Genomic DNA, 18,054 nt, shown 5'->3' on the forward strand with positions numbered 1-18,054 from the left:
GGCGCGGACTACCCTTAAGGGCGGACAACCCCGGAAACACCTGGTGGAAGGCACCGCATATGACTGACGCTCCCGGCGCGCTCTCGCCCCTGGACGAGGCCGGCATCAATGCCGCCGTCGAGGAGGCCCTGGCCGCCTTCGCCGCAGCCGGCACCCTCGCCGAGCTCAAGGAGGCCCGCCTGGCCCACACCGGCGACGCCTCGTCCCTGACGCTGGCCAACCGGCTCATCGGCACCCTGGACAAGGCGGACAAGCCCACGGCCGGCAAGCTCCTGGGAGGCGCTCGCGGGCGCATCGCCAAGGCTCTGGCCGCCAGGCAGGAGACCCTCGAGGCCGCCGCCGAGGAGGAGATGCTGCGTACCGAGGCCGTCGACGTCACCGTCCCCACATCTCGGACGGTGACGGGCGCGCGCCACCCCCTCGACGTCCTGGTCGACGAGGTCACCGACCTGTTCGTCGCCATGGGCTGGGCCATCGCCGAGGGTCCGGAGGTCGAGCACGAGTGGTTCGACTTCGACGCCCTCAACTTCGACGCCGATCACCCCGCCCGCCAGATGCAGGACACCTTCTACATCGACGGCTCCAGCGTCGGGGCGGCCGAGGGGCAGGCGGCCAACCTTGTGCTGCGCACCCACACATCCCCGGTCCAGGCCCGGGTCATGCTCGATCAGCAGCCCCCGATCTACGTGGCCTGCCCCGGCAAGGTCTTCCGCTCCGACGAGCTCGATCAGACCCACACCCCCGTCTTCCACCAGGTCGAGGGCCTGGCCGTGGACAAGGGCCTGACGATGGCGCACCTCAAGGGCGTCCTCGACCACTTCGCCAAGGCCATGTTCGGTCCCGAGGCGCGCACCCGCCTGCGTCCCTCCTTCTTCCCCTTCACCGAGCCCAGCGCCGAGATGGACCTGTGGTTCCCCCAGAAGAAGGGCGGCGCCGGCTGGATCGAGTGGGGAGGCTGCGGCATGGTCAACCCCAACGTGCTCACGGCCTGCGGCATCGACCCCGAGGTCTACACCGGCTTCGCCTTCGGCATGGGCCTGGAGCGCACCCTCATGCTGCGCCACGGCATCGCCGACATGCACGACATCGTCGAGGGCGACATCCGCTTCTCCCAGCAGTTCGGCACCACCGGAAAGGGAAACTGACATGCCCTACGTCCCCATTGAATGGCTGCGCGAGCACGTCGACGTTCCCGCCGGCCTGAGTGCCGAGCAGCTCGCCGCCGACCTCGTCCGGGTGGGCCTGGAGGAGGAGCGCATCGTTCCCCCGGCCGTCACCGGTCCGCTCGTCGTCGGCAAGGTCCTCACCCGCGAGGCCAAGGAGCAGTCCAACGGCAAGGTCATCAACTACTGCCGCGTCGACGTCGGACCCGAGCACAACGATGCCCCCGGCGCCGGCAAGGAGCCCTCCGAGCTGCCCAGCCGCGGCATCGTCTGCGGCGCCCACAACTTCGACGTCGGTGACTACGTCGTGGTCTGCCTGCCCGGCGCCGTCCTTCCCGGTGACTTCCGCATCGCCGCGCGCAAGACCTACGGCCACGTCTCCGACGGCATGATCTGCTCCGCCCGTGAGCTCGGCATCGGGGAGGACCACTCCGGCATCATCGTGCTCCAGCAGTGGTTGGCCGAGCACGGCCACGAGGGCGAGGAACCGCCAGCCCCCGGAACCGACGCGATCGGCATCCTCGGCCTGGGAGAGGAGGTCCTGGAGATCAACGTGACCCCGGACCGCGGCTACTGCTTCTCCATGCGCGGTGTGGCCCGCGAGTACTCCCACTCCACCGGTGCCCGTTTCACCGACCCCGCCGACGCCACCGACACAGGGCTCTACCCCAACGGGCTGGCGCCGGCCGGCGAAGGCAGCTTCGACGTCGTCGTCCCCGAGGACCCCCGCCCCATCCACGGGCGCCCGGGCTGCGACCGCTACGTCGCCCGCCTCGTGCGCGGCATCGACCCGTCAGCCCCGTCCCCAGCCTGGATGCAGGACCGCCTCACCGCCGCAGGTATGCGGCCCATCTCCCTGGCCGTCGACGTCACCAACTACGTCATGCTCGACCTGGGCCAGCCGCTGCACGCCTTCGACGCCGGCAAGCTCGCCGCCCCCATCGTCGTGCGACGCGCTCATGAGGGTGAGCGTCTCACCTTCCTCGACGACGTCACCCGCACCCTCGACCCCGAGGACCTGGTCATCTCCGATTCCCCGGAGGCAGAGGGCTCACGGGCACTGGTCCTGGCCGGAGTATTCGGCGGGGCCCTGAGCGAGGTCGATGCCGATACCCGCGACGTCCTCATCGAGGCCGCCCACTTCGACCCGGTCTCCGTGGCGCGCTCCTCCCGGCGGCACAAGCTGCCCACCGAGTCGTCCAAGCGCAACGAGCGCGGCGTGGACACCGAGCTGGCCCCCATCGCCGCCCAGCGCGCCGTCGACCTGCTCGTCGAGTACGGCGGCGGCAGCGCCGAGCCCGTGGCCACCGACGTCAACCGCACCCGGGCCCCTGAGACCATCACCATGCGTTCCGACGCCGCCGAGCGCCTCACCGGTGTCGCCTACGGCACCGACCGCGTCACCGAGCTGCTCACCACCATCGGCTGCACCGTGGAGCGCAGTGGCTCCGCCGAGGACGGGACCCCGCTTCTGACCGTCACGCCGCCGACCTGGCGGCCGGACCTCACCGGACCCGCACATCTGGTCGAGGAGATCGCCCGCCTCGACGGCTACGACTCCATCCCGGTCATCGTGCCTACGGCCCCCGCCGGCACGGGGCTGAGCGTTGATCAGAGGGCCCGCCGCGACGTCGTGCGCGCCCTGGTCGACGTCGGACTCACCCAGGTCCTGTCCTACCCCTTCATCGGTGACGTCCACGACCTGCTCGAGATCTCCGATGCCGACCCCCGCCGCCAGACGGTCCGCCTGGCCAACCCGCTGGCCGAGGACGCTCCCTACCTGCGCACCAGTGTCCTGGACTCCCTGGTGGAGGTCGCCCGGCGCAACGTCTCCCGCGGCCTGACCGACGTGGCCGTCTTCGAGGTCGGCTCAGTCACCCATCCGGCCGGCACGGTGCCCGCACCGATCCCCGGAACCGGCAACCGGCCCAGTGACGCCGAGCTGGCGGCCCTGAGGGCGGGTATTCCCGCTCAGCCCACTCACGTCGGCGCCGTCATGACCGGTGAGCACGAGCGCACCGGAGTCCTCGGGACCGGCCGCCCCTGGGACTGGGCCGACGCCGTCGAGGTGGTCCGCACAGTGGCCGGTGCGCTCGGGGTGGAGGTCGTTGTCGCCGCCCCGGAGCAGCCCCACGCTCCCTGGCACCCCGGTCGCACCGCGGAGATCCGCCTGCCCGGACGTCGCCGGGGCAAGGAGATCGAGCCCGGGACGCTCGTCGCCCACGCCGGCGAGCTTCATCCCCGGGTGGTCCGCGCTCTGGGACTGCCGGAGCGGACTTGTGCCGTCGAGATCGACCTCGACCCGCTGCTGGAGGCTGTTCGCAGCGTCGGAGCGCTGCAGGTCAAGCCCGTCTCCACCTTCCCGGCCGCCAAGGAGGACATCGCTCTTGTCGTCGACGAGGCCATCACCGCCGCGCAGGTCGAGGACCTGGTCAGGCAGGCCGCCGGGGACCTGGCCGAGGAGGTTCGCCTTTTCGACGTCTTCCGTGGCGCCCAGCTCGGCGAGGGCAAGAAGTCGCTGGCCGTCTCCCTGGTGCTGCGCGCCCCCGACCGCACGCTGACCGCCGAGGAGACCGCCGGCGTGCGTAAGCGCGTGGTCAAACGAGCCGCCAAGCTGCTCGGGGCTGAGCTGCGCAGCTGAGCCGCACAGGCTTCCTCATCTCCACCGGCAGTCATGGTGTGATGCACATCATGGCTGCCGGTGCCTCTTTGGCACCTTCGTCGGGCAGCGGGTCCCAGACAGTGAGTGTGGTCTCGGTAATACTAGGCGGCATGAAGATTCTGCTTACCTCGTCCTCCCGCCACGGTTCCACCGATGAGGTGGCTGCGGTGATCGCCGAACGCCTCCAAGCCGCGAAGATCGATGTTGACATCAAGCGCCCCGAGGACGTCGACGTCGTCGACGGCTATGACGCCTTCATCCTGGGCAGTGCCGTCTACATGACCAAGTGGACGCCGGAGGCGGTCGACTTCACTGAGCGCTTCCACGAGCCCCTCAAGGCCAGGCCCGTGTGGGCCTTCTCCGTGGGGCTGTCCGGTCTGCCGAAGGGCAAGGTCTCCGACCCCATGCGTATCGGGCCGGTGCTGCTGGCCATCGACCCGGAGGACCATGTGACCTTCCCAGGTCGTTTCGACCCCTCCAAGCTCAGCCTGCGGGAACGCTCCATCGCCAGGCTGGGGGGCGCCTCCGAGGGTGACTACCGAGACTGGGACCAAGTGCGTCAGTGGGCCGATGCCATTGCCACCTCGCTCTACGACGACACCCTCACCTCTCGCCGAGGTAACGGCTGACGCAGGAGTGACGAGAAAAGTCACAGTAACCGCACGCGACTGTATTTCTATGCAGTTGGATGTATGGTTGCTGCATGACTTGGACAGTTGCTGTTGCTGGAGCCACCGGATACGCCGGCGGTGAGGTCCTGCGCCTGCTCACGGCCCACCCCGAGGTGGAGATCGGTGCACTGACCGCGGCGTCGTCGGCCGGCAGTCGCCTCGGAGACCACCACCCGCACCTGCTGTCACTGGTTGACAGGATCGTCCAACCGACCGAGGCGGAGATCCTCGCCGAGCATGACGTCGTCTTCCTGGCCCTGCCTCACGGCGCCTCCGGCGCCATCACGGCCGCCCTTGAAGAGCTCGGAACCGTCAGCGGTCACACTCCCGTCCTCATCGACTGCGGTGCGGACCATCGCCTGACCAGCAGGCAGGCATGGGAGGCCTTCTACGGCTCGGACTATGCCGGAGCCTGGACCTACGGCATGCCCGAGCTCCTGCACGACGGAGAGTCGCGAGCCCGTGCACAGCGCGACGAGCTGGCGGTCGCCAGGCGTATCGCGGTCCCCGGCTGCAACGTCACCGCCGTCACCCTGGCCCTCCAGCCGGGAGTGACAGCCGGGATCATCGATCCCTCTCGGCTGACCGCGGTCCTGGCGGTCGGCTACTCCGGCGCCGGCAAGGCGCTCAAGCCGCACCTCACCGCCGCTGAGGCCTTGGGATCCGCCCAGCCCTACGCCGTCGGCGGCACCCACCGGCACATCCCGGAGATCATCCAGAACCTGGAGGTCGCCGGAGCCGATGCCGGGGCCACGCACCTGTCCTTCACCCCGGTCCTGGTCCCCATGAGTCGCGGCATCCTCGCCACTGTCACCGCCCCGCTGAGTCCCACCCTGCGTGAGCTCGCCGACCCGCAGGCGGCGCTGCGGAAGGCATGGGAGAGCGCCTACGGGGCGGTCGGACGTGGTGAGCCCCTCATCCACCTCCTGCCTGAAGGCGCCTGGCCCACGACAGGCGCCGTCCTCGGCACCGGAACCGCCACCGTCCAGGTCGCGGTGGACCGCAGCGCTGACGCCGTCGTCGCCATGTGCGCCATCGACAACCTCGGCAAGGGCACCGCCGGTGCCGCCGTGCAGTCCTTCAACCTGGCTCTTGGGCTGGAGGAGACCACCGCCATCACCACTCAAGGAGTCGCACCGTGAGCGTGACAGCAGCCCGGGGCTTCCGCGCCGCCGGCGTGTGCGCCGGCCTCAAGGCCTCCGGCAAACCCGACCTCGCCCTCGTCGTCAACGACGGCCCGCTCGATACCGCTGCCGGGGTGTTCACCACCAACAGGGTTGTCGCCGCCCCCGTTGTCTGGTCACGCCGGCTTCTGGCCGGTCAGGAGGGTGGCCGACCGGGCCACGCCCGCGCCGTCGTTCTCAACTCCGGAAGCGCCAACGCCTGCACCGGAGAACAAGGCCTCCGCGACACCGAGGCCACAGCGGCCCGTGCCGCGGGGCTGCTGAGGACCGAGCCGGGCCAGGTCCTGGTCTGCTCCACCGGAGTCATCGGGGAGCGCATCGACATGCCCGTCCTCCTGGAGGGGATCGACGTCGCGGCCCTCGCCCTGGCCGACACGCCCCGGGCCGGGACCGACGCGGCCACCGCCATCATGACGACCGACACCGTCTCCAAGGAGGACGTCCTCACGGTCGGTACCGGCGAGAAGGGCTGGACCATCGGCGGCATGATCAAGGGGGTGGGCATGCTGGCGCCGGGACTGGCCACGATGCTGGCCGTTATCACCACCGACGCCGTCCTCACTCCTCGGGAGGCGCAGGACGCCCTGGCATCTGTCACGGCGCGGACCGTCAACCGGATCAACTCCGACGGCTGCATGTCCACTAACGACACGGTTCTCCTGCTGGCCTCCGGGGCCTCCGGCGTCACACCCTCCCGAGCCGAGTTCGACGAGGCGCTGACCGATGTGATGGGCAGGCTCGGACGGCGCCTCGTGGCCGATGCCGAGGGCGCCACCCACGACATCGCCATCACCGTCTCCGGCGCCGTCAGCGAGGCCGCCGCGGAGGCCGCGGCCCGCACCGTGAGCTCCTCCAACCTTCTCAAGTGCGCCGTCGCCGGGGCCGATCCGAACTGGGGACGCGTCCTGTCACAGCTGGGAACCGTGCCCGAGGACGTCTGCCCCTTCAACCCTGACGAGGTCGACGTGACCATCAACGGCGTGACGATCTTCCGACACGGCGCCCCCGATCAGGACCGGGACTCGGTGGACATGAGTCCGCGTGAGACCCGCATCGATATCGCCCTGTCAGCGGGGCAGGCCGAGGCCACTGTGTGGACCAACGACCTCACCCACGGATACGTCACCATCAACGCGGACTACACGACATGAACCGGACACCTCTCCACCCTCAGATCAAGGCCTCCGTCCTGCTGGAGGCCGTGCCATGGCTGCGCACCTACAAGGGCGCCACCATGGTCATCAAGTACGGCGGCAACGCCATGGTGAACGACGAGCTCAAACGTGCCTTCGCCCAGGACGTCCTCTTCCTCCACCAGGTCGGGGTGCGCCCCGTCGTCGTCCACGGCGGAGGGCCCCAGATCAATGCCATGCTCAAGCGACTGGGCATCAGCTCGGAGTTCCGCGGCGGCCTGCGCGTGACCACGCCCGAGGTCATGGACGTGGTCCGCATGGTCCTCACCGGCTCCGTGCAGCGCGAGCTCGTCTCTTTGCTCAACATCGACGGCTCCGCCGCCGTTGGTATCAGCGGTGAGGACGGCGGACTTCTGCGGGCCCGTCAGCGACTGGCCACAGTAGACGGGCGCAGCGTCGACGTGGGGCTGGTTGGCGACGTCGTCGACGTCAGCCCTCAGCCCATCATCGACCTGCTCAACCAGGGCCGTATCCCCGTCATCTCCTCGGTCGCCCCGTTGACGACGGACTCCGAGACCGTCCTGAACGTCAACGCGGACACGGCCGCCGCCGCGATCGCCGTGGCGCTCAAGGCTCGCACACTGCTCATGCTCACCGACGTCGAGGGGCTCTACTCCGCCTGGCCCGACCGTGACTCCCTGGTGCCCTTCATCAGCGCAGCCGCGCTCGAGGAGCTCCTGCCCACGCTGGAGTCGGGAATGATCCCCAAGATGGAGGCCTGCCTGCGAGCCGTCTACGGGGGAGTCGCACAGGCCCACGTCGTCGACGGGCGTCAGGCCCACAGCATGCTCCTGGAGATCGTCACCGACCAGGGAGTCGGTACCGTCATCCACCCCGGGGACGCCCCGGTACCGCCACTGAACGGAGGAAAGAGCCTATGACCGACCTCTCAGAACCGGGCTCGCCAGCACCGGCTCCCGCCGCAGACAGGGCCGGCGCCGCCTGGCTGGACCGCTACACCGACGCCGTCATGAACACCTTCGGCACCCCCGGCCGGGTCCTGGTGCGCGGGCAGGGGGCCCACCTCTGGGACGCCGATGGCAAGGAGTACACCGATCTGCTGGCCGGGATCGCCGTCAACTGCCTGGGGCACGCTCATCCGGCAATCGTCGAGGCCGTGTCCACCCAGATCTCCACCCTCGGACACGTCTCGAACTTCTTCACCACCCCCGCACAGGTCCGTCTCGCCGAGGAGCTCATCTCCCTGACCTTCCCGGGCCGGCCCGAACACGACTCCCGAGTCTTCCTGGCCAACTCCGGGACCGAGGCCAACGAGGCCGCCTTCAAGATCGCCCGCCGGCACGGCGGCGCCGGCCGTCCTCGCGTCCTGGCTCTTCAGGACGCCTTTCACGGGCGGACCATGGGGGCCCTGGCCCTGACCCACAAGGCCGCCTACCGGGAACCCTTCGAGCCCCTGCCCGGCGGCGTTGAGTTCATCCCGGCCGGTGATACCGAGGCGCTGCGCAACGCGCTGGGACCGGACGTGGCGGCACTCATCGTCGAACCCGTCCAGGGCGAGGCTGGGGTTCGTGAGCTGCCGGCCGGATACCTGGAGGCCGCTCGTGAGCTGACCAGGACCGCCGGCGCACTGCTCATCGTCGACGAGGTCCAGACCGGAATGGGCCGCTCCGGCGCCTGGATGGCGCACCACCTGTTGGCCCCCGGCGTCGTGCCCGACGTCGTCACCCTCGCCAAGGGCCTGGGCGGCGGCATCCCCATCGGCGCAGTTGTCGCCACAGGTGAGGCCGCAAGCCTTCTGGGGCCTGGCCAGCACGGCACCACCTTCGGCGGTAACCCGGTGGCCTGCGCGGCCGCGCTCGCCGTCATCGACACCATCCGCGGACAGGACCTGCTCGGCCGGGTCGAGCGACTCGGCTCGGCCTGGGCCCGCGAGCTGCTGGCTGTCGACGGCGTCGACGAGGTGCGCGGTCGAGGCCTGCTCATCGGCGTCGGCCTGGCCGCGGGTCTCCCGCCCGCCGGCGAGATCGCCGCCACCCTGGCTGAACACGGCTTCATCGTCAATGCCCCGCGTCCCGACACGATCCGTCTGGCACCGCCCTTCATTCTGTCCGACGACGACGCGAGCGCCTTCACCACCACATTGTCCGAGGTCCTTGCTCGGGCGCTGTCAGAGAAAGCCGGCTCATGAGCGCCGCCATCGAGGTCTCCCAGCGCGACTTAGCAGCTGCGGCACCATTGGCGCCCGCGACCAAGACCGCCCGGCACGCCTGCATCGTCCAGATCCTCTCCCGTGAGCGCATCCGCTCGCAGGCCCAACTGCGCAAGGCCCTGGCTCTGCGCGGCATCAGCACCACTCAGGCGACGCTCTCGCGGGACCTGGTGGAGCTGCGGGCCACGAAGATCCGTGCCCCGGGCGGAGAGCTCATCTACTCGATGCCCGAGGCCGGGGCCCCCGGTCAGGTCCACGCCGGCGGCTTCGCCGGGGGTGAGGAGACTGACGATTCCCTGCCCGCACACACGACTCCTCGCCTGGCCCGGTGGTGCGCCGAGCTGCTCGTCACCGCTGAGTGGGCCGGGTCCCAGCTTGTGCTGCGAACTCCGGCCGGAGCCGCTCAGCTGCTCGCCGGAGCCGTCGACGACGCCATGATGCCCGGGGTCCTGGGCTGCATCGCCGGAGACGACACCGTCCTGGTCATCACCCGCAGTCCCCAGGTCGCCGCCGAGGTGGCCGGGCACCTGCTCGCGCTGGCCGACCCCTCGACCCGAACCTGACTTCTCCCCAGAGCCCTTCATACCTCCATCACCTCACCACTGGTTCGCTAGTGCCATCAAGAAGAGGAGAGAGATCCCATGAGCACTCATAAGGACCGTGTCGTCCTGGCCTACTCCGGAGGCCTGGACACGTCTGTTGCCATCGGCTGGATCGGCGAGGCCACCGGCCGAGAGGTCGTCGCCGTCGCCGTTGACGTCGGCCAGGGCGGCGAGGACCTCGAGGTGATCCGTCAGCGAGCCCTCGACTGCGGCGCCGTCGAGGCCTACGTCACCGACGCCCGCGATGAGTTCGCCAACGACTACTGCATGCCCGCTCTCAAGGCCAACGCCCTCTACGAGGGAACCTACCCGCTCGTCTCGGCGCTCTCCCGGCCCGTCATCGCCCGCCACCTGGTCAAGGCGGCCCGCGAGTTCGGTGCCCACACGGTGGCGCACGGCTGTACCGGCAAGGGTAACGACCAGGTCCGCTTCGAGGTCTCCATCACCTCGATGGCTCCCGACATGGACTGCATCTCCCCGGTGCGAGACCTGGCGCTGACTCGCGACGTCGCCATCGACTACGCCGAGAAGCACAACCTGCCGATCGAGACCACCAAGCACAACCCGTTCTCCATCGACCAGAACGTGTGGGGCCGCGCCATCGAGACCGGCTACCTGGAGGACCTGTGGAACGCGCCCACCAAGGACGTCTACGTCTACACCGATGACCCCACCTACCCGCCGCTGCCCGACGAGGTGACCCTCACCTTCAAGGAGGGCATCCCGGTGGCCATCGACGGCAGGGAGGTCACCCCGCTAGAGGCCATCCAGGAGCTCAACCGCCGGGCCGGGGCCCAGGGCGTGGGGCGTATCGACATGGTGGAGAACCGGCTCGTGGGCATCAAGTCCCGTGAGATCTACGAGGCCCCCGGGGCCGTCGCCCTCATCGAGGCGCACCGGGCGCTCGAGGCCGTCACCCTGGAGCGCATGCAAAGCCGCTACAAGCGGAGCATGGAGCAGACCTGGGCCGAGCTCGTCTACGAGGCCCAGTGGTATTCCCCGCTCAAGCGCTCCATGGACGCCTTCATCGAGGACACCCAGCGCTACGTCAGTGGCGACATCCGTATGGTTCTGCACGGTGGCCGTGCGACCGTCACCGGACGCCGCTCCGAGACCGGCCTGTACGACTTCAACCTGGCCACCTACGAGAGTGGGGACACCTTCGACCAGTCCTCCTCGCGAGGGTTCATCGAGATCTACGGCATGCAGTCCAAGCTCGCTGCCGCCCGTGACGTCCGCGCCGGTAACGGCCAGGGATTCTGACGGGGATCTTTGACACAAGGCTCCGGCCCGTCACCGATTCTTCCGGAGCGGGTCCGACTCAGCCTGGCTGGACATGGTGAACCGGTTGCCTCCGTGGAGTAGGGCGGAGGCAACCGGTTCAGTCGTACTGTGCCGGCCCACCGGTGCGGCAGCGGTCGGTGTCCGGGAGTCGTCGACCTCGGTTCACTCGGCCGGCTCGGAGGCCCGAACCTCGTCCTCGTGGGGCCGGCGGCGCAGCCAGCGGGAGTCGTCGTTGGCGTAGGCGTAGTAGCCGCCGATGAGCAGACCGCCGCCCACGAAGTTCCCCAGCAGCGCCACGGCCACGTTGCCCAGGGCCGGTAGGACGTCGATGCCGTGCGTCAGCCCCACGACGGTGAACAGGACGGTGTTGGCCACCGAGTGCTCGAAGCCGAGGAAGGCGAAGACGAACACAGCGATGATCATCGAGAAGATCTTGGACCAGTCCTCGTGGATGAAGCCGTTGTAGATGAGGAGCATCGCCAAGTTGATCATGAAGTTGCACAGGATCGCCCGCACGAAGAGGTCAGCGACCCCGGAGGCCGATGACAGGTAATGGAGCTTGCCCTCCACCGAGTGCACGGCCTGCTCGCCGGTGGCTCCGTCTACGAGCGTGGAGAAGTGGTACATGACGGCGAAGACGAGCCCGCCGATGAAGTTGCCGGCCAGGCACATGAACAGCACCCTCAGGGTCCTCCACGCCGAGATGCGCTTGTAGTAGTAGCCGATGACCACCACCATCATGTTGCTGGTGAGCAGCTCGGACTTCGTGTAGTAGATGAAGACGAGAGCGGGCCCGAAGGACAGGGCTCCGAGCATCTTGCCGACCCCTGCGAGGGAGGTGTCCCCGACGCGCAGGCCGTCGAAGACGCCGACGATGGCGTAGTTGACGACGTAGAAGACCGCCACGATCATGCCGGCCATGGCCGCACGCATGAGGTAGCGGTGAGCGATGGTCCCGGTCATCCGGGTCTTGGTCTCCAAGGCCTCGAGCACGGTGGAGATGAACTGCTTGCCTGGGAAAAGGGTGTCTTGTTCGGCGGGCATTGGCTCATCATGACATGAGGGCTGAGTCAGAGGGCGGGCCTTTCTTCCTTCCCGTTTGGTCGGCGGTCGGCGCCGCCCGGCCGACCTCCCGTGCTCGGGCCTTCCTCAAGACAGGCCTACCTCTTCGCCAGTGAGCCACCACGGAGTGGTTCCGCATGGATCGTTAAGGCACCCGGGCGGTTGCATGGGTCATGATGGGGGCATGAGTCAGTCCTCCAACCAGTCCCACGCCTCCGTCGATCGGATCGCCCCCTCTCACTCGCAGCAGTCCTCGCAGCCTGTGGGCGTCAGCCTGTGGGGAGGGCGTTTCTCCGGAGGACCCGCCGACGCGCTGGCCGCCCTGTCGGTCAGCACCCACTTCGACTGGCGCCTGGCCCGCTATGACATTGCAGGCTCCCGAGCCCACGCCCGCGCCCTGGCGCAGGCCGGCCTGCTGGACTCGGACCAGCTGTCCGGCATGCTGGACGCCCTGGACCGCCTCGAGGCCGACGTCGTCGCCGGCATCTTCGCCCCTGAGGTCTCCGATGAGGACGTCCACACCGCCCTGGAGCGCGGTCTCATCGAGCGCGCCGGCGACGACCTGGGGGGACGTCTGCGCGCCGGGCGCAGCCGCAACGATCAGATCGCCACCCTTATCCGCATGTACCTGCGCGACCAGGCGCGCCATGTCGCCGGCCTCGTCCTCGACGTCGTCGACGGCCTCATTGACCAGGCCGCCCGGGCCTCCGACGCCATCATGCCCGGACGCACCCACATGCAGCACGCCCAGCCGGTCCTCGTCGCCCACCAGCTGCTCGCCCACGCCTGGCCGCTTATGCGCGATGTCGAGCGCCTCGAGGACTGGGACGCCCGCGCCGCCGTGAGTCCCTACGGTTCCGGCGCGCTGGCCGGCAACACGCTCGGGATGGATCCCGACGCCGTGGCCGCCGACCTCGGCTTCGAGGCGGCCGTGGAGAACTCCATCGACGGCACGGCCGCCCGCGACGTCGTCGCCGAGCTGAGCTTTGTCCTCGCGATGATCGCGGTGGACGTCTCGCGCCTGAGCGAGGAGATCATCGTCTGGAACACCAAGGAGTTCGACTTCGTCACTCTCGACGACTCCTACTCCACGGGCTCATCCATCATGCCGCAGAAGAAGAACCCGGACGTGGCCGAGCTGGCCCGGGGCAAGGCCGGACGCCTCATCGGCGACCTGACCGGGTTGCTCGCCACCCTCAAGGCCCTGCCACTGGCCTACAACCGGGACCTCCAGGAGGACAAGGAGCCCGTCTTCGACGCCGTCGATACCCTGGCCATCCTCCTGCCGGCCGTCAGCGGCATGGTGTCCACCATGACCCTCCACTACGAGCGCATGGCCGCTTTGGCTCCTCAGGGGTTCTCCCTTGCCACCGATATCGCGGAGTGGCTGGTCAAGAATGGCGTGCCCTTCCGCCATGCCCACGAGATCTCCGGTGCCTGCGTGCGCGAGTGCGAGAGTCGCGGCATTGAGCTGTGGGAGCTGTCCGACGACGACTTCACCGCCATCGATGAGCGGCTCACCCCGGGCGTGCGGGAGGTCCTCTCAGCCGAAGGGTCGGTGTCCGCCCGCACCGGGCACGGCGGCACCGCGCCGGTGCGAGTCGTCGAGCAGCTCGCCCGGGCCATCGCCCGCAGTGCCGAGCTGAGGGTCTTCGCCTGGGAGGGCTCCCTGCTGGACGGACCTGCGGGTCCTCAGTGGCTCGAGCCGGGGGAGTCTGATGACGAGGACGCGGACGGCGGGACTGGGACGGACGCTGAGGCGGAGCAGGACTGAGCCTGCTCGCGAGGACGATGTCATGGGGGAGCCCACGACGGAGCTGAGTCCCGAAGTCGCCTCGATCCTGAGCCGTGACAGCCTGGACGCGGCCCCGGCGCTGCTGGGCGCCATTGTCTCCGTTGCCGGCCCGCAAGGACGCGTCGCGATCAGGCTGACGGAGGTGGAGGCCTATCGAGGCGAGGAGGATCCGGGCTCCCACGCCTTTCGGGGGCGCACGGCCCGCAACGCCTCCATGTTCGAGGCCGGCGGGTGCGTCTACGTCTACTTCACCTACGGCATGCATCACTGCCTCAACATCGTCACCGGACCGGCGGGGATCTCGCGAGCGGTGCTCCTGCGCGGGGGAGAGGTGGTGGACGGGACTGAGCTGGCCAGAGAGCGTCGCCCCGCCGCGCGCACTGATCGCGATCTGGCCCGCGGTCCGGCCCGGTTGTGCTCGGCGCTCGGGCTGGACCGATCCGACGACGGTGCGTTGCTGGGTGGCCCGGGATCGCGCATCAGCCTGACGCTGCCGGAGGCGCGGCGGGCGCCGGATCCCGCGCGCATTCGGAGCGGGCCACGCACCGGGGTCGCTGGCCCCGGGGGAGACGGTAAGGCCTTCCCCTGGCGCTTCTGGCTCCACAATGAGCCGACTGTCTCACCGTACAGACCGGCCACGCCCAGGCGTCGTCGTCAGGACTGACCCTCATGCTGCCGGATGCCGGCTTGCCCTGAGTGCTTGCATCACCTAATAATAGGCACACAGATGATCTCTGCAGAGATCATCGTGATCGTGTAACCGCGCAGGAAGGACAAGCAATGTGGTCGACCGAGTGTGAACGGACGGCGGATCTCCCGGTGGAGGTTCTCTGGGAGACCTGGATCAAGGTGCTCTCCGGCGAGATCGAGCTCCCGCAGGGAGACCGCTACGAACCACGCGAGCCAGTGGGTCCCGGAGCATCGATCACAATGACACCGGCTGGGCAGGACAGCGTAGAGATCACGGTGACTCGCTGGGAGCCGCCTCATGTCCAGGCGGACCGGGTCTCCTATGGGGGAGTGGAGCTGACCTTCACACACTCCTTCATGCCCACGCAGACACAGGGGAAGAGCGTTGTTGTCACCCGCCTCGACGTCGACGGCCCCGGTGCCGACGATGCCGGACCGGCGATCGGTCCGAGAATCGCCGAGGACTTTCCGCAGGCCATCGACTCACTCATCGAGGCTGCTAGGGTCGATATGTGAAGACACGGTTCCAGGGGCCGGAGGCGAGTCCCGGCTTCCTCATGTGGAGGACCGCGCTGGCCTGGCAGCGCGACATCGCGGCTGCTCTGGAGCCCGTCGCGCTGACGCACTCGCAGTACGTCCTCCTGTCCTGCACGCAGTGGCTCGAGGAGCAGGGAGACGGTGCCAGCCAGGTCATGATCGCGGCCCAGGCGGGAATGGACGTGAAAACCGCCAGTCAGGTGCTGCGCAGGCTGGAGCAGGCCGGCCTTGTCCTGCGCCGGCAGGATCCCAAGGACGCTCGCGCCCGAATCGTGACAACGACGGCGGCAGGGCGAGATGTCGGGGCCCGGGCAACGCGTCTTGTGGAGGATGCCGATGAGGCGTACTTCGCCACCATGCCCCACCTGCGCGACGCGTTGCTGCGCGACGCCGGTGCCGTGGTGTGCGGACCAGCAGCGCACCACGGCGAGGCGACCGATGCGTCCTTCGGCCAGAGCACGAGTCCCAAGACCCCTGGCGACACGGCCGGTCCGACCATGGTGGCTGCTCCGTGAGGAAGTCTCAGTGACCAATGGCTACTGGAACCACAACGTCGCTTTCCACCGGCGCATCGTGATGGACGCGGCGCGGCGCGGTGGCGGCGCGCTCGATGTCGGATGCGGTGACGGGCTTCTGCTTGCGCGCCTGGCAACGGTGTGCCGCTGCGTCGTCGGACTTGATCCCGATGAGCAGGCGGTTGCTCGAGCACGTGGCCGCCTGAAGCAGATCCCGCAGGCCGAGGTCCTCCTCGACGACGTCATGGAGCCCGACCTGCCTCAGCGCATCGGCACCTTCGAGACGGTCAGCTGTGTGGCCACGCTGCACCACCTCCCACTGGAACCCGCCCTGGCGAGGCTGAGCGAGCTGGTGGCACCCGGCGGCAGGCTCATCGTCGTCGGCCTGGCTGCCAACAAGAGTCTGTGGGACTGGATGCTGTCCGCACTGGCTGTCCTACCTCTGCGCGTGGTCGGTGCCCTGCACCGGGAGACGCGCGACATCGGTGCGGTCACGCGTCCTCCAAGAGAGTCCCTGGCCGAGATTCGTGCAGCGGCATCCCGGATCCTTCCTGAGGCCAGGATCCGACGGCGCTTCTACTACCGATACACCCTCATGTGGGACCGCCCGATGAAGGTCCTGTGAACGATTCCCCGCATCCGGCTCACAGCTCTGCGATCCCGCCTCGTCGCGGAAGCCGGGCCGTGGCATGGCAGACTATCTGCGCCGGAGGTATCAGCCGGACCCGAGCGTGACGCGCCGGGATAACGCGTGCGGGAAGCACGACAACCCATGGAAGGCGACTGGACAGTGACGGACATCCTGGACGAACTGCAGTGGCGCGGGCTCATCGCCCAGCACACCGATATCGACGCCCTGCGAGCGTCACTCGCCGACGGGGCCGTCACCTTCTATTGCGGGTTCGACCCCACAGCACCGAGCCTTCACCACGGGCACCTCGTGGCCGTCAAGGTCATGCGTCACCTTCAGCTGGCCGGCCACCGCCCTCTGGCACTGGTTGGTGGGGCGACCGGGCTCATTGGCGACCCACGCGCCAAGGGCGAGCGCAGCCTCAACACCAAAGACGTGGTGGCCGGGTGGGCGGCCAGCCTGCAGGAGCAGCTTGAGAACCTTCTCGACTTCAGCGGGGACAACCCGGCGCGCATCGTCAACAACCTGGACTGGACCCAGGCGATGAGCGCCATCGACTTCCTGCGGGACCTGGGTAAGCACTTCCGCATGGGCACCATGCTCTCCAAGGACATCGTTGCCCGACGCCTGGCCAGCGAGGAGGGAATCTCCTACACCGAGTTCAGCTACCAGGTCCTCCAGGCCAACGACTACCTCGAGCTCTACCGGCGCTACGGATGCACCCTGGAGATCGGCGGCAACGACCAGTGGGGCAACCTTGTGGGCGGGATGGACCTCATCCACAAGGTCGAGGGCGCGTCGGTCCACGTCATGACCAACCCGCTCATCACCAAGGCCGACGGCACCAAGTTCGGCAAGTCCGAGGGCGGGGCCATCTGGCTCAACCCCGAGATGCTCAGCCCCTACGCCTTCTACCAGTTCTGGCTGCAGGTCGACGACGTCGACGTGGTGCGCTTCCTCAAGGTCTTCACCTTCCTGGAGCGCGAGGAGATCGAGCGTCTTGAGGCGGCGACCGCTGAGAACCCGAAGGCACGCGAGGCCCAGCGCGTCCTGGCGCATGAAGTCACCACCTGGGTGCATGGAGCCGAGGCCACGGCTCAGGCCGAGGCTGCGACCTCCGCTCTGTGGGGGCGCGGAGACCTCGCTGACATCGATGAGGTGACGATCCTGGCGGCCACATCCGATCTTGCCTCCGGCGATGTGGTGGTCGGGGAGACCACGATCGTCGACTTGCTCGTCAGTACGGGACTGGAGCGAGGCCGCAACGCCGCACGGAAAACCATCGCCGGAGGCGGGGCCTACCTCAACAACGTCAAGGTGGAGGACGAGGCCACGGTTGTCGGCCCGGAGCACCTGCTCGCAGGCGGAGTCGTTCTGGTTCGTAAAGGACGGCGGAACCTGGCTGTCGGGCGCACCATATAGGTGCAATCCACGAATCCTCCTGGTCCGCGACCAGGCCGTAGAGCGGTGACGGTGCCTTGTGGGCACCGTCACCGCTTTTCAGTTTGACGGCTTGGTGGCAGGTGCGTAATGTTCTCTCCGGCCCGAAACGGGGAGGATGAATTTCCTCAGACCGGCCGGGACCTGAGAACTGAAAAGAGCCGAATGAGAGACGAGGGTCACCGACCAATTGTTTGACTCAGATAAAGCGGCTCGCTAAAGTTTCTCAGGCGCTTCTGGAAAGGAAGCGAGAGACCGAAGTCTTTCGAGGAATTTCCAGTGGGTGTGTTGTTTGAGAACTCGATAGTGTGTCATGTTTTTTATGCCATTTGGTCCTGGGGGCTGCGCATGGCTTGTTTGGTTGTGTGTGGTTTTTGGGGCTTGTTTTGTTTTGGTTTGCCTGGCTCCTGTTGTGGGGGTTGGGTGGGGCCATGTGGTCTGGTTTTCTGGGCTGT

The 18,054-nt window shown here is 68.3% G+C and carries 16 protein-coding genes; 15 read left to right on the top strand and 1 reads right to left on the bottom strand.

Annotated features, from left to right (window positions below):
* Window positions 1–59: 59 nt before the first annotated feature.
* From pheS to BKH33_RS00955, 9 genes are all read left to right on the top strand, one after another.
* Window positions 60–1,145: a phenylalanine--tRNA ligase subunit alpha gene (gene pheS / locus BKH33_RS00915; protein ID WP_003782119.1), complete on the top strand. Its 1,086-nt coding sequence runs from the start codon at window positions 60–62 to the stop codon at window positions 1,143–1,145.
* 1 nt (window position 1,146) lies between these two features.
* On the top strand, window positions 1,147–3,804 hold the full coding sequence (gene pheT, locus BKH33_RS00920; protein WP_003782112.1) for a phenylalanine--tRNA ligase subunit beta: 2,658 nt from the start codon (window positions 1,147–1,149) through the stop codon (window positions 3,802–3,804).
* Window positions 3,805–3,935: 131 nt separating this feature from the next.
* The gene (locus tag BKH33_RS00925) at window positions 3,936–4,454 is read left to right on the top strand and encodes a flavodoxin domain-containing protein (protein ID WP_043539119.1); all 519 of its coding nucleotides are present in this window, start codon (window positions 3,936–3,938) and stop codon (window positions 4,452–4,454) included.
* Window positions 4,455–4,528: 74 nt separating this feature from the next.
* On the top strand, window positions 4,529–5,638 hold the full coding sequence (argC, locus tag BKH33_RS00930; protein WP_003782124.1) for an N-acetyl-gamma-glutamyl-phosphate reductase: 1,110 nt from the start codon (window positions 4,529–4,531) through the stop codon (window positions 5,636–5,638).
* Entirely contained in the window at window positions 5,635–6,831 is a 1,197-nt protein-coding gene (gene argJ / locus BKH33_RS00935; RefSeq protein ID WP_003782116.1) for a bifunctional glutamate N-acetyltransferase/amino-acid acetyltransferase ArgJ, read from the top strand. Before argC ends, argJ begins: the two co-directional genes overlap by 4 nt.
* Window positions 6,828–7,754 carry an acetylglutamate kinase gene (gene argB, locus BKH33_RS00940; RefSeq protein WP_076066579.1) on the top strand — a complete coding sequence of 309 codons (927 nt, stop codon included), beginning with the start codon at window positions 6,828–6,830 and terminating at the stop codon, window positions 7,752–7,754. The genes argJ and argB overlap by 4 nt, the downstream gene beginning before the upstream one ends.
* The gene (locus tag BKH33_RS00945) at window positions 7,751–9,022 is read left to right on the top strand and encodes an acetylornithine transaminase (RefSeq protein WP_003780674.1); all 1,272 of its coding nucleotides are present in this window, start codon (window positions 7,751–7,753) and stop codon (window positions 9,020–9,022) included. The genes argB and BKH33_RS00945 overlap by 4 nt, the downstream gene beginning before the upstream one ends.
* Window positions 9,019–9,606 carry an arginine repressor gene (locus tag BKH33_RS00950; RefSeq protein WP_003780644.1) on the top strand — a complete coding sequence of 196 codons (588 nt, stop codon included), beginning with the start codon at window positions 9,019–9,021 and terminating at the stop codon, window positions 9,604–9,606. Before BKH33_RS00945 ends, BKH33_RS00950 begins: the two co-directional genes overlap by 4 nt.
* A gap of 78 nt (window positions 9,607–9,684) precedes the next feature.
* Window positions 9,685–10,908: an argininosuccinate synthase gene (locus BKH33_RS00955; RefSeq protein WP_003780666.1), complete on the top strand. Its 1,224-nt coding sequence runs from the start codon at window positions 9,685–9,687 to the stop codon at window positions 10,906–10,908.
* A gap of 183 nt (window positions 10,909–11,091) precedes the next feature.
* Here BKH33_RS00955 and BKH33_RS00960 read toward each other — a convergent pair whose 3' ends face one another.
* Window positions 11,092–11,973, bottom strand: a complete 882-nt coding sequence (locus BKH33_RS00960; RefSeq protein ID WP_003780667.1) for a formate/nitrite transporter family protein — start codon at window positions 11,971–11,973, stop codon at window positions 11,092–11,094.
* A gap of 184 nt (window positions 11,974–12,157) precedes the next feature.
* Here BKH33_RS00960 and argH point away from each other — a divergent pair, with 184 nt between their 5' ends.
* The 6 genes from argH (at window position 12,158) to tyrS (ending at window position 17,581) form a co-directional block, all read left to right on the top strand.
* Window positions 12,158–13,765, top strand: a complete 1,608-nt coding sequence (argH, locus tag BKH33_RS00965) for an argininosuccinate lyase (protein WP_003780645.1) — start codon at window positions 12,158–12,160, stop codon at window positions 13,763–13,765.
* A gap of 22 nt (window positions 13,766–13,787) precedes the next feature.
* Window positions 13,788–14,450, top strand: a complete 663-nt coding sequence (locus BKH33_RS00970; protein WP_003780672.1) for a DNA-3-methyladenine glycosylase — start codon at window positions 13,788–13,790, stop codon at window positions 14,448–14,450.
* Between the two features lie 116 nt (window positions 14,451–14,566).
* Window positions 14,567–14,992 carry an SRPBCC family protein gene (locus BKH33_RS00975; protein ID WP_003780649.1) on the top strand — a complete coding sequence of 142 codons (426 nt, stop codon included), beginning with the start codon at window positions 14,567–14,569 and terminating at the stop codon, window positions 14,990–14,992.
* Complete coding sequence (locus tag BKH33_RS00980; RefSeq protein WP_003780665.1) at window positions 14,989–15,528, top strand: MarR family winged helix-turn-helix transcriptional regulator; 540 nt, start codon at window positions 14,989–14,991, stop codon at window positions 15,526–15,528. Before BKH33_RS00975 ends, BKH33_RS00980 begins: the two co-directional genes overlap by 4 nt.
* A 10-nt stretch (window positions 15,529–15,538) precedes the next feature.
* A complete protein-coding gene (locus tag BKH33_RS00985; protein ID WP_003780680.1) occupies window positions 15,539–16,153 on the top strand; it encodes a class I SAM-dependent methyltransferase in 615 nt (204 codons plus the stop codon).
* A gap of 165 nt (window positions 16,154–16,318) precedes the next feature.
* The gene (gene tyrS / locus BKH33_RS00990; protein WP_043538782.1) at window positions 16,319–17,581 is read left to right on the top strand and encodes a tyrosine--tRNA ligase; all 1,263 of its coding nucleotides are present in this window, start codon (window positions 16,319–16,321) and stop codon (window positions 17,579–17,581) included.
* The last annotated feature ends 473 nt before the right edge of the window (window positions 17,582–18,054 follow it).

The sequence above is a fragment of the Actinomyces naeslundii genome, from assembly GCF_001956585.1.
Lineage (GTDB): Bacteria > Actinomycetota > Actinomycetes > Actinomycetales > Actinomycetaceae > Actinomyces > Actinomyces naeslundii.

What these genes read in the sequence shown, in the direction of transcription:
- argH (WP_003780645.1), top strand. Translation starts at nt 12,158, where the DNA reads ATGGGTCATGATGGGGGCATGAGTCAGTCCTCCAACCAGTCCCACGCC.
- argC (WP_003782124.1), top strand. Translation starts at nt 4,529, where the DNA reads ATGACTTGGACAGTTGCTGTTGCTGGAGCCACCGGATACGCCGGCGGT.
- BKH33_RS00960 (WP_003780667.1), bottom strand. Translation starts at nt 11,973, where the DNA reads ATGCCCGCCGAACAAGACACCCTTTTCCCAGGCAAGCAGTTCATCTCC.
- argB (WP_076066579.1), top strand. Translation starts at nt 6,828, where the DNA reads ATGAACCGGACACCTCTCCACCCTCAGATCAAGGCCTCCGTCCTGCTG.
- pheT (WP_003782112.1), top strand. Translation starts at nt 1,147, where the DNA reads ATGCCCTACGTCCCCATTGAATGGCTGCGCGAGCACGTCGACGTTCCC.
- BKH33_RS00925 (WP_043539119.1), top strand. Translation starts at nt 3,936, where the DNA reads ATGAAGATTCTGCTTACCTCGTCCTCCCGCCACGGTTCCACCGATGAG.
- BKH33_RS00945 (WP_003780674.1), top strand. Translation starts at nt 7,751, where the DNA reads ATGACCGACCTCTCAGAACCGGGCTCGCCAGCACCGGCTCCCGCCGCA.
- BKH33_RS00950 (WP_003780644.1), top strand. Translation starts at nt 9,019, where the DNA reads ATGAGCGCCGCCATCGAGGTCTCCCAGCGCGACTTAGCAGCTGCGGCA.
- BKH33_RS00955 (WP_003780666.1), top strand. Translation starts at nt 9,685, where the DNA reads ATGAGCACTCATAAGGACCGTGTCGTCCTGGCCTACTCCGGAGGCCTG.
- BKH33_RS00975 (WP_003780649.1), top strand. Translation starts at nt 14,567, where the DNA reads ATGTGGTCGACCGAGTGTGAACGGACGGCGGATCTCCCGGTGGAGGTT.
- pheS (WP_003782119.1), top strand. Translation starts at nt 60, where the DNA reads ATGACTGACGCTCCCGGCGCGCTCTCGCCCCTGGACGAGGCCGGCATC.
- BKH33_RS00970 (WP_003780672.1), top strand. Translation starts at nt 13,788, where the DNA reads ATGGGGGAGCCCACGACGGAGCTGAGTCCCGAAGTCGCCTCGATCCTG.